General features: G+C 35.9%; 8 protein-coding genes. 3 read left to right on the top strand and 5 right to left on the bottom strand.

Annotation, left to right across the window (positions count from 1 at the left end):
- Positions 1–92: 92 nt before the first annotated feature.
- The 3 genes from E0H99_RS03595 to E0H99_RS03605 all read right to left on the bottom strand — a co-directional run bounded on the left by E0H99_RS03595 (position 93) and on the right by E0H99_RS03605 (position 5607).
- Positions 93–3566, bottom strand: coding sequence for a TonB-dependent receptor (locus E0H99_RS03595; RefSeq protein WP_205728667.1), 3474 nt, complete (start codon positions 3564–3566; stop codon positions 93–95).
- Between the two features lie 181 nt (positions 3567–3747).
- A complete protein-coding gene (locus E0H99_RS03600) occupies positions 3748–4920 on the bottom strand; it encodes a FecR family protein (protein ID WP_131991239.1) in 1173 nt (390 codons plus the stop codon).
- Positions 4921–5007: 87 nt separating this feature from the next.
- Positions 5008–5607 (bottom strand): RNA polymerase sigma factor, encoded by a 600-nt coding sequence (locus E0H99_RS03605; RefSeq protein WP_131991241.1) that lies wholly within the window; start codon positions 5605–5607, stop codon positions 5008–5010.
- Between the two features lie 903 nt (positions 5608–6510).
- On the opposite strand from E0H99_RS03605, the gene E0H99_RS03610 reads away from it, so the two are divergent.
- The 3 genes from E0H99_RS03610 (at position 6511) to E0H99_RS03620 (ending at position 13165) form a co-directional block, all read left to right on the top strand.
- Entirely contained in the window at positions 6511–9960 is a 3450-nt protein-coding gene (locus E0H99_RS03610) for a SusC/RagA family TonB-linked outer membrane protein (protein WP_131991243.1), read from the top strand.
- 18 nt (positions 9961–9978) lie between these two features.
- The gene (locus E0H99_RS03615) at positions 9979–11430 is read left to right on the top strand and encodes a RagB/SusD family nutrient uptake outer membrane protein (RefSeq protein ID WP_131991245.1); all 1452 of its coding nucleotides are present in this window, start codon (positions 9979–9981) and stop codon (positions 11428–11430) included.
- Positions 11431–11974: 544 nt separating this feature from the next.
- Positions 11975–13165 carry an AGE family epimerase/isomerase gene (locus E0H99_RS03620; RefSeq protein WP_131991247.1) on the top strand — a complete coding sequence of 397 codons (1191 nt, stop codon included), beginning with the start codon at positions 11975–11977 and terminating at the stop codon, positions 13163–13165.
- A gap of 182 nt (positions 13166–13347) precedes the next feature.
- Here E0H99_RS03620 and E0H99_RS03625 read toward each other — a convergent pair whose 3' ends face one another.
- Together E0H99_RS03625 and E0H99_RS03630 are read right to left on the bottom strand one after the other, a co-directional pair.
- The gene (locus E0H99_RS03625; protein WP_131991249.1) at positions 13348–13794 is read right to left on the bottom strand and encodes a LexA family protein; all 447 of its coding nucleotides are present in this window, start codon (positions 13792–13794) and stop codon (positions 13348–13350) included.
- Positions 13785–15059, bottom strand: a complete 1275-nt coding sequence (locus E0H99_RS03630; RefSeq protein ID WP_131991251.1) for a Y-family DNA polymerase — start codon at positions 15057–15059, stop codon at positions 13785–13787. Before E0H99_RS03630 ends, E0H99_RS03625 begins: the two co-directional genes overlap by 10 nt.
- Positions 15060–15226: the final 167 nt, after the last annotated feature.

A 15226-nucleotide genomic window follows, 5' to 3' on the forward strand; every position in this document is an offset into this window, starting at 1 on the left:
TTTTTTATCGGTCATATGTAATTCGCATATCTTCATTGGTGTTTGCGACCAATTTACGGTTATGCTCATTTCATATCGAAATAATTAAATTTTTAAAGTGTCAATTCAAGTCCAAACGTAATCGTGCGAGGCAATGGATAATTCAAGCCTGCGTTTCCGTTTCCTGTCTCAGGATCCCAATGTTTTATTTTATCCCAAACCGTTAAGTTATACCCCATCATGTATATTCTCGCCGTATTTATATGTGCCTGCTGCGTGATGAACTTAGGAAGATTATACCCAATTTCAACATTTTTCAAACGAAGAAAACTACCGTCTTTAAGCCACCATGTGCTTTGTACATTGTTATTAGCTCCATTATTAGCAATACTATGCAAACGTGGCATTAGCACATTTTGACTTGGGTTTGCTTCTGTCCAACGGTCTAAAGCAAATGTCCTGTAATTAGATTGATCTACTCCAAAAGCAAAAGGATTCCATGCTTCAGGGGTATTACCTCCAAAAATTACCGAGGTATTGGCTGTTCCTTGAAAAAATGCACTCACATAAAACCCTTTGTATTCAAGATTTAACCCAGCTCCATAGTTAATTTCAGGGTTTGTGGGATTACCCACACCTACTTTTCTGTCAAATTGATTAATCAAACCGTCACCATTCAAATCCTCGTATTTTATATCTCCAGGTCCTATTCTTCCATTTAAAGTAGGAACAGGTATTCCGCTTTTCAATGCATAAGAATTGGTTCCATTAGTGTTTTGAGTTATAACAAAATCATCATCAGTGTACAAACGTTCTGCTATATACAATACGTTATCACCTATCCTTGACCCTGTAGTGGCCATCCATGGATAGGGCTGCGGTAATTCATCATATTCGGTGATTTCATTTCTTGCAAAGGTAAAGGTACTTCTAAAACCAATTTTTAAATCACCTATGGTTTGATTAGCGTTAAGACTTCCATCTATCCCCCAATTTTTAACTTTCCCAAAATTTTCATAAGGGGCTTGCCTGAAACCTGCGACACCAGGAATCGTTCTTCGTTGCAATAAAATAGATGTTCTTTCCGATTTGAAATAGTCTGCAATAATTTCAACACGACCATTAAACAATCCTATATTAACGCCATAATTTTGTTTTTCTTCAATTTCCCATCCTAAATATGGGGCTTCAGCGCGACCTTCTATTATCCCTGCTCCAAGACCATTTGAGCCACCGCCAGAGGTAATTCCCTGATTAAACCCTCCTGCGGCCATACCAAAGGTAGGACGATAAAGGAATCGATCAGCCCCACTCACAAGTGTCTCGTCATTTCCAGTGCGTCCCATAGAGGCTCTAAATCGTAAAGTGGTCAAATAATCCTTTAAGCCTTCCGGATAGAATTTTTCGTTCGATATTTGATAGCCAATACCTACAGCCGGGAAAAAACCATATCGGTACCCGTCTGCGAATTTTTCACTTCCGGTATAACCAAAATTTCCCTCTATAAAATAGCGATTGTCAAACGAATACGTTGCCCTACCCACTATTCCTTGTTTTCTAAAAGCAAGAGCCTCTGTATTAAGTTGACTCTCTTTTTGCATATACAATGCCATCCCTTCTACAGTATGCCTGTCAAATACTCTTTTGTAGTTTAGAGAGGATTCCATATAAACATTCTTGGTTGCATTGCTTGTTTCTACAGGTTCAGGCAAATCCGGTGTGCCTGAAACGCTTGTTGAAAAAATGAGATTGCCATTCGCATCCCTGCCTGTAGCAAGAAACTTGCTTGGGTTATCAATTCTGCCGGCAGAAAAATTCCCGTTATAATCATAACTCACCAAACCGCGATAATACAAGCCTGGAGTAACAACATCTAATTTTTGTTCTAATCGCACTGCCGATTGGATACTGGAACGCCATTCTTTTGAATAACCGGCATTATGCAACAGATTATACGGGTTTCTTTTATTTGCTTCAGCTTCAGAATTGAATGTTGAAAGCGTACCATCACTATAGACTGGAGGAAAAAGATGAGGAGGCGTAATCATCATTTGTCGAAAAATAGTTGCAGATGGAGAAAGCGTTCCCACAGCAAACGTTCCTGGATACCGATTTACCAAATATTGTCCGCTGAGATCCACGCTCAACAACGTTGTTTTTGAAATATCCATATCAATGTTACTTCTCAAGTTGAAACGTTTAACTCCAATATTAGTTTCATAACGCGGATTAGGATTGTCTTGAAAAATTCCGCTCTCACCATAATAGGCTCCAGAAACGAAATAGCGTGACTGCTCAGTCCCTCCACGCACATTTAGGGTATATCTATGGGCATCCGTAAGTTTTTTTAACATAGTACCCAGCCAGTCTGTATTCGGATAAAGATCCGGATCTACATTATTTCTGTATTTTGAAATAAGAGCATCACTATAAATTGGTGTTTGCCCGTCATTTCTTAAGGCTTCATTATACAATTCAAGATAATCAGCAGAATCTACAAATTTAGGAAGCCTTGTAGGTTGCGATAAACTATGTTCTGTCCTAAAACTGATGACTGGTTTTTGAGCCCTTCCTCTTTTTGACGTAATGATTATTACACCATTAGCTCCTTCCGCACCATAAACTGCCGTTGAGGCAGCATCTTTAAGCACCGTAAAGGTATCTATCTCATCCGGTTCAATATCATTTATTGCACGAGGAACACCATCCACCAAAATTAAAGGCTTAGCTCCTGCTCCTGAAAAAGTGCTTATCCCTCTAATGAAGAATTCAGAGTTGTCATAACCCGGCTCTCCGGATCTTTGTATCGCAATAAGACCAGCAACCTGACCCGCCATATTATTGGTTAAGTTTCTGGTAGGAAATCGCATTTGTTCGCCCTTTACAGTGCTAACAGCTCCAACAATTTGTCCTTTCTTTTGCTTACCATAACCTACAACAACAACATCATCTAAAGCAGTATTATCTTCTACTAATTGAATTTCCATGGAATTTCCACCGGCACCCACAGCCACTTCCTTAGCGATAAATCCTGTATAGGAAACAACAAGAACACTTTTGGAATCAGGGACATCAATTGTAAACTTACCATCAAAATCTGTCACCACGGCCTTTTTAGTACCTTTTATGAGTATAGTGGCTCCAGCTAGCGGTTCTCCTTTTTCATCGGTGACCTTACCCTTTATTTGCATTATAACTGGCGCCAAATTGATTGATTTTTTTGCTATCTCGAATTTAGGAACAAACGAAATTGTTTTACCTTCAATAATCCATGTAATTGGGGCATCTAAGAAAGCTTGTTCCAGTACTTTCTCAACTGGGGCATTTACTACATTTATAGAAATTGGCTTAACATTTTTTAAAATAGCCACATCATAGAAAAAAACATAATTAGTTTGATTTTTTATGACCGATAATACTTTTTTAAACGCTACGCTCTTTCCGGAAAAAGTAATCGTTTGTGAAGATGCTGCCGCAGAAACTTGTAAAGTTAGGGCAATAACTAGAATGGACGTTAATTTCATAACTTTCCAGGTTTTTGAAGTTAGCCAATGGTTTTTTGGCTTGGTTTTTGGTAATAATTTCATACTTTTGGTAATGGTTATTGGTTAATAATAAATTCTCCTTGCTAGGTTTATCTATCTATTTCTCATAACTGTTCCTTTTTTAGGAACAAGCCAGTATATGTTACAAGCATTACTGGCTTTTTTTATGGATACAAATACATATTTTATAAAAAAAGGTTTCCCCGTTTTGTCGTATATATTGTTAAGGCATCACTCTTAAAATCTTTCCTTCGATTTTAAAGCGCACCTTATTTTTTTCTAAAATTTTCAACACTTGTGATAACTGTAAATTTCTTTGTATTTCACCCTCAAATGTTCTTGTGGGTACTCCTTTTTCAAATACTACATCTACATCATACCAGCGACTTACTTGTCGCAAAACCGTTTGAATGCTAGCATTTTCAAAGTAGAATACACCGTTTTTCCAGCCCATCACTTCCTCTAAATTTACATTATCTTTTACAACGATCGCACCTGATTTTTGCTTTTCGGCTTGCTGCCCAGGTTTCAATAGTACTTTTTTCCCTTTCTCGGTAAGCAATACACTTCCTTCTAAAAGGGTGGTGTTTACGACATCTTCATCATTATAGGCATTTACGTTAAAATGTGTTCCTAATACATTTACCTGCATATCATTGACTGCAACTCTAAAAGGTCTTGTTTTATCTTTGGCTACTTCAAAATAAGCTTCTCCAGTTAGAATTACTTTTCTTTCGTTTGCCGCGAAAGCAGTTGGAAAAGTAATTGATGAAGAAGCGTTGAGCCATACTTTGGTGCCATCTGACAATTCTAGATTATACTGACGCGCTCTTGGAGTGGTCATTGTATTGTATACTATTTGTGCATCGCTACCTGCTGTATATACAACTCCGCCATTCTTTTTTGAAACAGCCGTATTGTTTTGATTGGTCAATAATCCATTTCCTACACTATCCAAAACGATTTTTGAACCATTGGAAAGAGTAAGTATTGCGCCTGTTTTACCTGGTTCTTTATCATCGCTATCCTTTGACGCTACCTCAATAGAGGATTGACCATTTTTTTGAAAGAGAACAAGAGTTCCAATACCAACGGTTACTAAAATACTTGCAGCTACCGCTATTTTTCTCCAGTTGAATAACCCAAAAACGGACGATTCTTTTATTTTTGAAGAAGTATTTATTTTCACCCTGAGTTCTTTGATGAATTTTTCGGTTGCTTCAGAACCAATAGAAGGAATTTCTACTGAGTCATAATTTTCTCGAAGAATGACATTCAATTCCTCTGAATATTTGGGATTATCCAACATTCCAAGTAGCTTTGCTTTACCTTCAGGAGAAATTTCTCCAGAAATAAACTGATCCATAAGTTCTCTAAACACTTTGTTTTGATACATAAATACAAGATTTTGGGCCGACCTGAACTGTCCTCCAATTATAAAGACGAGGATTGGTTGCTAAAGTGGCAATGAAAAATGAAAAAATTAGGAAAAAAAAATTAAACCTAATGAAATTAGTGTTAATAAATTGACATTATAATGCTTGTGCAGGTAATTTCTAAGAAAATTTAATGCCTGTACTAAGTGCCAACGAACGGTTCTTGTAGCGATACCTAATTCTTTACTGATATAGTCAGCATCTCTACCTTCCATGCGGCTTAACAGGAAAACGGAACGCCTAGGTTCTGATAAAAGTGCAGCTCCTTCATTTATAATTTCAACCAATTCTTTAAACTCATATTGTTCGTCTGGTTTGAAAAATAGCTCATGTAGTTTTTCTCCTTTTAGCGAATCTGTTTCTATAAGTTTTTTCCGAATATGGCTAATAATCAAATTGCGGCTCACGATAAAGAGGTAGTTGTCAAAACTATTTACTTCAGATAGTTTTTTTCGTTTTTCCCAAACCTGAATAAAAACATCTTGCGTTAATTCCTCGGCAACTGGATATGATTTTACAAAGCTGAGGGCATGCTGAAGTACCTTTTTCCAGTGTCTTTCGACAAGTTGTGTATAAGCCAATTCATTTCCCGCTGCCACCCTTAGTAAAAGAGCAGATTCATTTGAAGATATCAATTGGGAATTCATATTATGGGTTGGCTGTAAGTTTTAATACAATAAGATTGGAACAAACATAGCCAAAATAAATAAAGACACGTTAAAAAATCTAGAAAACAGAATTTTATAACTTTTTCATCAGTAAAATCTTATTTAAAATCTGTTGGGCGTATTTATTTTTCTTCAAATAATTGCACCTAACGGGTTGTATTCCTGAAATTTTGCAATAATCATTAAGTAAGAATTTACTGATAATTATATAATAAGTACTATTTTCCCATGATTATAACTAAAATGACTCCATGTCGGAATTACCGCTATTTTCAGCCTTTGATAAAAAATATTCTCGTTAATTAACATTTAAATTAGTATTCTAATTTTTATTATTAAAATATTTTATTAATTGTAGTATAATTATTAAATTATTTTATATATTTACCATCGTGATAATTAAGCCAATAACACAGAGAAATAAATATTCTATTTTATTGTTGTTCCTAATATCTGTTTTTCATCTTCTCACCTTGAAGCTGTATCAAGAAATATAGCCTAGTTTAAGAGAATAAAACACAGAAAGGAATTAGTAGCACAAAAAGAGAATTCCCTTTTTTTAATATTGGAAATCTCAAAATAATTTTGCACAGATAATTCTCTAATGTGACGTAGAGGTTGTAAATGAGAAAGAGGTGCCTTTGAGAACTAAAGTATAATTTTATTTTAAAACTGAGATTTTTTTTAAAAGTGATTGCATAATAGTTAGACTAGAGCGGGGCAACCCTTTTTTACAAAATATTTATTTATTTTTTAATCCATAAAAAAACCAGCAAATGCTACTAACATCGCTGGTTGGGTCCTGATAAAAAAGGACTAGGTTCTGAAAACAAATAAATAAACCAAGAAGGAAGAATTATTAACCAAAACCATTACAAAAGTATGTATTTATTACCAAAAAGCAAGCCTAAAAATTATTGGCTTACCCCTAACTTTGGGAAAGCTATGAAATTAACATCCTTATTTCTAGTCGCTTTTACCGTTCAAGCATCAGCTTCAGGATCTTTAAGAACGACTGTTTTTTTTGAAAAAAACAGTACCGCTACAAAAGAAACAACCAAATTAGAAACAATCCAAAAGAAAATTACTGGAAAGGTAACTAATGAAAAAGGAGAAACTTTACCTGGAGTAAATATTATTGCCAAAGGCACTACTATTTCAACACAAACCGATTTTGACGGAAATTTTGCATTTGAAGTTCCTGACAATGTTACAACATTAGTTGTTTCTTACATTGGACTTCAGGAACAAGAAGTAACTATTGGAAATATGCCTCTTGCTATAGTTCTAAAAGAAGTAGGACAGCAAATGAATGAGGTTATTGTTGTAGGTTATGGTTCGCAAAACAGACGAACCTTAAGCACCTCAGTTTCTAAATTAGACAAAAAAGTTTTAGAAAATGTTCCTTATTCAAATGTAACACAAGCATTACAGGGAAATGTAACGGGTTTAGTGGTACGTACAGCATCTGGGCAACCAGGTAAAGCATCTGACATTTTAGTTCGTGGAGGTACTTCTATTGACAATCCGGCAGGCGCAACTCCTATGTATATTGTTGACGGAGTTATTCGTACTCAGATTGACGATATCAACTCTCTGGATATTGCCTCTTTACAAGTGTTAAAGGATGCTGCAGCAACATCAATCTATGGAGCACGTGCTTCTAATGGTGTAATTATTATTACAACCTCGACTGGTAAAGCCGGTAAAACTAAAATCACTTATAATGTTTCTACGCAAAATAGTCAAGTAGGTAAAAAATATGACTTTTTAGATGGTGGAGACTATATTAGATTGCAACGTTTAGGTTTGTATAATGCTGCCGAAATTGCCGGACTTTCGACTACCACAGGTGTTGCGAGATTAGGACAATTAACGGGAGCTACTCCTGCCGGAACAGGAAATAATTTATTATCAAATACGCCATTTGCTACTTTGTTAAAATCAAATTTATCTGCAACTACTATTCAAGGTTTACAAGCTAAAGGTTGGCAAGAAATAGCAGATCCTCTTAATGCTGCCAATACTATTATGTATAAAAGCACGGATTGGAATGATGTTTTATTTCAAAATGCAATTACACAAAATCACACTTTAGGTATTAGTGGTGGTGGAGATACCGGTGTATTTGATTTAAGTTTAGGGTATTTAAAAGGGGATGGTATCACTATTTTTACCGGGTACCAACGTTTCACCAGTAAATTGAATGCTTCATTGAAAGTAGCCGATAACTTTACTGTAAACGGTAGAGTATTATACTCTAAATCAAGCAATAATCAAGTCGTTGCCAATAGCGTTGTTTTCAACAGGTATTTAGGAAACTCCCCTACAACAAAATTATACTTGGAAGATGGTACTTTGGCTCCAGGCCAAAACAACATCAACGGAAATCCATTATACCAAATGGGTAAAGTGAAAGGGATCAATGAAAATAATAAATTACAGATGGGTGTTGATGGTGATTTGAAAATCACTAAAGATTTTAGCTTCACTCCTTCATTATCGCTTTACAGCGAAAGTGACAATAACAATACTTTCCAACAAGCTTTTTTAAGTGGGAACAATGGTCTAGTTGACAATACGCGTACCGCCACTAGAACAAGCAACCAATTGACTCAATATCAATACGAAGGAGTATTCAATTATATTAAGCCATTGGATAACCTAGGTGCTTTTGATGCAAAATTAGGGGTCTCTAAATTTGAAAGAACCATAAAAACATTTAATGCTTCTGGAAAAGGAAGCCCTTCGGATCTTGCTCAAACTTTGGATTCGTCACCTATACCGGTTTCTGTATTTAGTAACAATACAAAGTTAGTATTGAATAGTGTTTTTGGTCGTGTAAATTACGATTACAAAAGCAGGTATTTTGCAACAGCGTCTTTCCGTTATGATGGTGCTTCAAGTTTAGGTCCGGATCAAAAATATGGTTTTTTTCCAGGATTATCTGTAGGTTGGAATGCACATGAAGAGAATTTTTGGAAAGTGATGCCCGAAGCTGTTTCTTCTTTCAAACTTCGTGGAAGTTATGGAGTAAACGGAAACTTAGGCACATTGGGTGATTTTCAAGCAGGTGGATTATATTCCGGTTCTGCTAACGGATTTGCCAACAGTTACAATGGTCAATCTGCAATTATAAATTCTCAAATTGCAAATCCAGGTTTGAAATGGGAGCAATCACAAACTTTAAACGCCGGTTTTGATTTGGGTATTCACGACAACAGAATTAGAATAATCGGAGACTTTTATAATAAATTAACTTCTGATTTATTGACTAATTTGACTCTTCCTTCTAATAGTGGTTTCTCTACAGTACTAACAAATTTAGGCGGATTAAGAAGTAAAGGTTTTGAATTAGAATTAAACGCTAATGTTTACAACAAAAATGAATTGAAAATTAATGTTGGGGCCAATGTTTCGCACAATACAAACGTAATTGAAAAATTACCTTTCAACGGGAATTTAAACAATAGAATTGGTGGAACTGAAATTTGGGACGCAGCTAGCGGTTCTTATAAATTTGTGGGTGGTTTACAAGAGGGTCAAAAAATTGGTGACTTTTATGCCCACAAACAATTGCGTATTCTTTCTACACAAGCAGAAGCCGATGCTTACAACTTAACTACAAAGGATAATTATGTAACTAAAACTGCAGCAGGCGGCGGTAACCCAACAGGTAAGAAATTTGCTGGAGACGCAGTCTTTTTAGATGCTGATGCCAATGGTACAATTGACAGCCGTGACAGAACTTACATGGGTAATATGTTCCCTAAATTTGTAGGAGGGTTTAATTTTGATGCCAATTACAAAGGATTTTCATTAACCGTAAGAACTGATTACTCTTTAGGAGCTACTATTTACAATGAGGCCAGAGCGCGTTTTGTAGGTCAATTTCAAGGAAATTACGGATTATTGGCCGAAAGCTTACAATCTTGGCAAAAAGAAGGGGACATTACAGATGTACCTCGTTACCGTTGGGCGGATCAAACCAACCAAAACAACTTATTCCGTTCTGAAGCAAGTGGTGCCGCTTATAATACTAATATGTTCCAAGGAAATAGCCGCTACTACGAAAGTGGGGATTATCTATGTATCAGAGAAATTACATTCAGCTATACGCTCCCAAAATCAATGGTTGAGAAAGCAAGATTATCTAATGTACGTGTTTATGTAACAGGAAGCAATTTACACTATTTTACTAAATACAGTGGTTTAAGCCCGGAAGTACAAGGTGTTGACGGTGGTTCGAGTCTTGCATTAAATGATGCCGGAGCAAAAGGGACTTATCCTGTTCCAAAAAACTTCATCCTTGGTTTAAATATTGGTTTGTAATTTTTAATAATAAATATCATGAAAAAGAAAATTCTTTTATATTCTATACTTTTTACAGGACTTTCACTATTCAGTTCGTGTGAAGACGATTTAAACTTACAATCTGAAAGCGTAATTACTTCTGCCAGTTTTTGGAAAACAGAAGATGATGCGAAAGCTGGTGTAAACGGCATGTACTTCAACTTTAGAACCCAAACCCAACAAAATTATTACCTTTTGGGAGGAGCAAGAAGTGCTGAAATAACTAGTGGTGTACAATCACCTCTGAGTTTGGCAAATTATTACAATAATAACCTAACGGCACAAAATATAGATGTGGACTGGGCTGGTTTATACAAGGTAATTCACCAAGCGAATTTAGTTTTGAAATATGTTCCGACGATTCAATTTAGTCCAACAACCGTGAATGAGCAAAAGAGATACATCGCGCAAGCGTATTCTATGCGCGCTTTGGCTTATTTCATAATGGCTCGTTCTTGGGGTGGTGTACCAATAGTAACTACGCCAACTGAGAATACAAATCAATCCGAATATATTGTTCCGCGTAATACAATTGAAGAAACTTTTGCATTTATTAAGTCTGATATTGAATTGGCGATTACCAATTATCCGGATGCAACAAACAATAAAACCCAATTATCCGTATCATCAACTTATGCTTTAAAAGCAGATGTAAATTTATGGACTGCAAAACAATTAGGTGGCGGAAATGCTGATTTAAATACGGCTTTGACTGCAATTAATGCTATTCCTTCAGCACCCACATTATTACCTAATTTCAAAGATGTATTTGGTTTTACCAATAAAGGAAATGCTGAAGTGCTTTTTGCAGTGCGCTATTCATTAGCAGATGTGCCTTCCTCTTTATCTGATAATTGGAATTCTTTTATGTTTGTTGGACCAAGTGACTTTGCTCCATTAACAGCTGCAACTGCAACTGCAACTTTTGGAACTTTGGGAGTTGGTGCTGGTAATGCAGGTATTTCCAGAGTTCAACCGGATATTACGCGTTTTAACTTTGCGGCCAACGATACCAGAAAAACAGCTACTTATTTAACTTTATATAATGGATCTACTCCGGTAGTAACAGGTTTGGTAAAATATAATGGAACTGTTGACGGCGCTACCCGAAGATTTGTCAGCGATATCATTATTTACCGTTGGGCTGACATCTTGTTGATGAAAGCAGAAATTAAAAATGCTTTAGGTCAGGATCCAACTGCCGAAATGAACCTAGTAATGCAAAGAGCCGATGCTTCTGCCTCATTTACAAATGGTTCTCAGGCAGCTAATAATGATGTTATTTTAAATGAACGTCTAAAAGAATTAGCTTTTGAAGGTAAAGCGTGGTGGGATTTAGTTCGTTTCAATAAAACAAATCTTGTTCCATCAATGGTAGGTAAAAAGATATTGTTTCCAATATCTCAAAACACCATTAACTTCAATCCAAAAATCACTCAAAATCCATAATAAAATCTGGATTTTAGAACTACACTCTAAAGATTAAACCGGAAACAGTTAACTGTTTCCGGTTTAATTAAAGAGATCTTATGGAAATCCAACAGTAACAAGGGACTTGTTTCAACTCATTTAGCACCCATAATAATCTCTCATAACTATTGAGAGTTATTTTAGCGGTGTTTCATAATAAATGGGTACGAAAAAATATCAAAGGCAGACTCCACGTCAGGATTTGCTTTAAAGACCGTTATTGTTTTAATCACTTTACTTGTTCAAATCAGTTTCCTGTACCCAAAGGGAAATGACTTTGTCTATGCCTACTATTCACAAACATAGCGCTACTATGTTCTCATAAATTTGTTTGGTTTGGTTGGTTTTTTATCCGTTGAGGCGAAATTTCCAGATTTCGCCTTATCTGATATAGTAACACGCATTGTCCAGCCTGTTAACAGCTATAAATTTTAAAACAAATAGTCAATAACATTAACCAAACGACCTAAAAGTTAACAACCAGTGTGAATGAAAAAATATTGGTTTCTAAAAATATATTAAAATGAGCTATTCAAAAACAGATCTCCAAAACCTAAAAGAGTTTTATCAGAATCAATTATTAAATGACACCGTTCCATTTTGGTTTCCACGTTCTATTGATACCGAGTTTGGAGGTTATTTATTAATGCGGGATCAGGACGGAAGTTTGATTGACGATGACAAAGCCGTTTGGATACAAGGCCGTGCCGCTTGGTTATTGGCAACACTTTACAATACCGTTGAACCAAAACAAGAATGGCTGGAAGGTTCTAAATCTGGTATCGATTTTTTAAATAATCATTGTTTTGATACCGATGGGCAGATGTTTTTTCATGTAACCCGTGATGGACAACCGATACGTAAACGTCGCTATTATTTTTCGGAAACCTTTGCCGTTATTGCGATGTCAGCTTATGCAAAAGCAAGCGGAGATGAGGCTGTTGCTGAAAAAGCCCGTTTTTTATTCGGAAAATGTATTGAATACTCCAGTACTCCGGGTTTATTAGAACCTAAATTTACTTCAACCCGTCCTTCTAAAGGAATTGGAGTGCCGATGATTATGATGAACACGGCGCAACAATTAAGAGAAAACATAGGAGATCCGCGTTGTGACGAATGGATCAGCAAATGGATTACCGAAATTGAGCGCGATTTTGTAAAAGACGATATTAAATGCGTCATGGAACAAGTAGCACCAGATGGTTCTATAATCGATCATATTGATGGACGCACCTTGAATCCCGGACATGCCATTGAAGGAGCTTGGTTCATTTTGCATGAAGCAAAACACAGAAATAACGACCCCCATTTAATTGCGTTGGGCTGTAAAATACTTGATTATATGTGGGAACGCGGATGGGATAAGGAAGATGGCGGTATTTTATATTTCCGTGATGTGTATGATAAACCGGTACAGGAATACTGGCAGGACATGAAATTTTGGTGGCCTCATAATGAGGTAATCATCGCGACACTCTTAGCCTATACCATGACTGGTGATGAAAAATATGCAAAATGGCATAAAATGGTCCATGATTATGCGTACGATAAATTTCATGATGCAGCCAATGGAGAATGGTTTGGCTATTTACATAAGGATGGGACTATTGCCCAAACCGCCAAAGGAAATATGTTCAAAGGCCCTTTTCATTTACCAAGACAGGAATGGTACTGTTTGCAAATACTTAATGAGTATTTGAATAGCAATTTATAGTTATTACTAGAAACGGCTTATAATAATTTGATTTTTTTTATTGAAATTGAGTCCTAAATTTTTTAAACTATAAAAATCAATTTTAACCAATTATTAGAAATTCGTACTTTCTTTTTGTACATTTTTTATTTGCATATTCATATCCCGGTTCTCTTTACAGTAGTTTTTAACTAAAAACGACGCTATACCTTCTTAATCACATAGGTCACAATTCCCCAAATGATTAATTGGTTTTCTTCGGTGACTTTTATCGGAGAATAATTGGAATTTTCTGGCATCAGATACAAACAGTCTTTTTCCAGTTGCATGCGTTTTACGGTAAATTCACCATCGATAAAGCAAATTGCAATTTTGTTGTTCTGCGGTTCCAAGCTTCGGTCCACGACAAGAACATCTTTGTCATTTATACCGGCATCAATCATGGAATTCCCTTTGACTTTGATGTAAAAAGTTGCTAACGGATTTTCACTAAGTTCTTTGTTTAAATCAATATTCGTCTCCATAAAATCCGCGGCAGGCGAGGGGAATCCCGCCGAAACACCTTCGTTTATGAAAGGAATTTTTAAGTCACTTTCAAAATCAGGTAGAAAGAACGTTAGTTTTTGATCTTTATCTTTATTTATTGGCATTTTATTTCGAGAATATCTTTAAAATTAGTGGTGTATTTTGGTGATAAATGATTCTGATTCATATTCCAGGTCAAACTTAAATTTTGGGTAGCCAACTTTACTTTTTTATCTCCAATTTTGTTATTGAGACCATCCATCACTTTCATCAGCACCAAATGTTTCGGGTTTTCCTCGTCAAACAACTGCAGCTGTTTCTTGTCCTGATCAATCAATTCGGTTACGATAACACCCGCTTTCTTGAATTTCAAATGCTCATTTCCTTGGTGCAGTTTTTTCAACATATCGATGGCTACATTGGAAATTGTCAACGTAGAATTTGACGCATACGGCAATGTAATCGCCATGTTAAAATAATATTTGGAAGTTTGCACCGTATGTTTATCAACCACCAGCATCACAATAATGGTATGACAGCAGGAATTTTGTTTTCGCAATTTTTCTGCGCAAACCGATGCAAAAGTAGCCACACGTTCGCGCAGCAAATCAAAATCGGAAATCTGTTTTGGAAAACTTCGGGTCGTAGCGATACTTTTTTTTTGGTCAACAATGGGTTCTAAATCCAAAACTGATTTTCCTTCCAGTTCATATTTCAAACGCATACCTATCACACCCATTTCTTTTTTGATCCAAGCTTCGTGTTGTGGTGCAATAAAATCTAAAGCAGTCACAATATTTCTCGTTTTCATCTTTTTATTCATGCGATAACCAATGCCCCAAACATCTTCAATCTTAGTCCATTTCAAGGCTTTGATGCGTTTTTCCTCGGTATCAATAACATAAACACCTTGCGTTCTGTCTTGGAATTTCTTGGCAATTTTATTGGCTACTTTTGATAATGCTTTCGTTGGTGCAAAACCAATGCAAACAGGAATTCCTACCCATTTTTGTATGCGGGTTTTCATTTGGATTCCATAATTCTGATAATCGGAAATAGTCAAACCATCAAAATTCAGAAAGGCTTCATCGATGCTGTAAATTTCTACATTTGGTGTAAATTGACCTAAAATTGACATCACTCGATTACTCAAATCACCATAAAGCGGATAATTCGAAGAAAATATTTCTACATTTTTCTCTTTTACCAATTCCTTAATCTTGAATATTGGCGCACCCATAGGAACTCCTACATCCTTTGCCTCATTGCTTCTGGAAATCACACAGCCGTCGTTATTTGACAATATTGCAACCGGTTTTCCAACGAATTTCGGTTGAAAAACACGCTCGCAGGAAGCATAGAAATTGTTACAATCGACTAAAGCATACATGTTGCAAAATTACTCAATATCAATTGATGCGAGTTTGTAACTAAAGTTAATTTTAAAGCAATGTTGATAAGTAATTTTAAGTAAAAAGGTTTCTAAAAATTAGATTATTTCTCTTTTCTTCGGATTATTTCTTCGTCAAAACCACAAAAAAACTCATCGAGTCAACA

Source organism: Flavobacterium sp. GT3P67 (genome assembly GCF_004349155.1).
Lineage (GTDB): Bacteria > Bacteroidota > Bacteroidia > Flavobacteriales > Flavobacteriaceae > Flavobacterium > Flavobacterium ranwuense.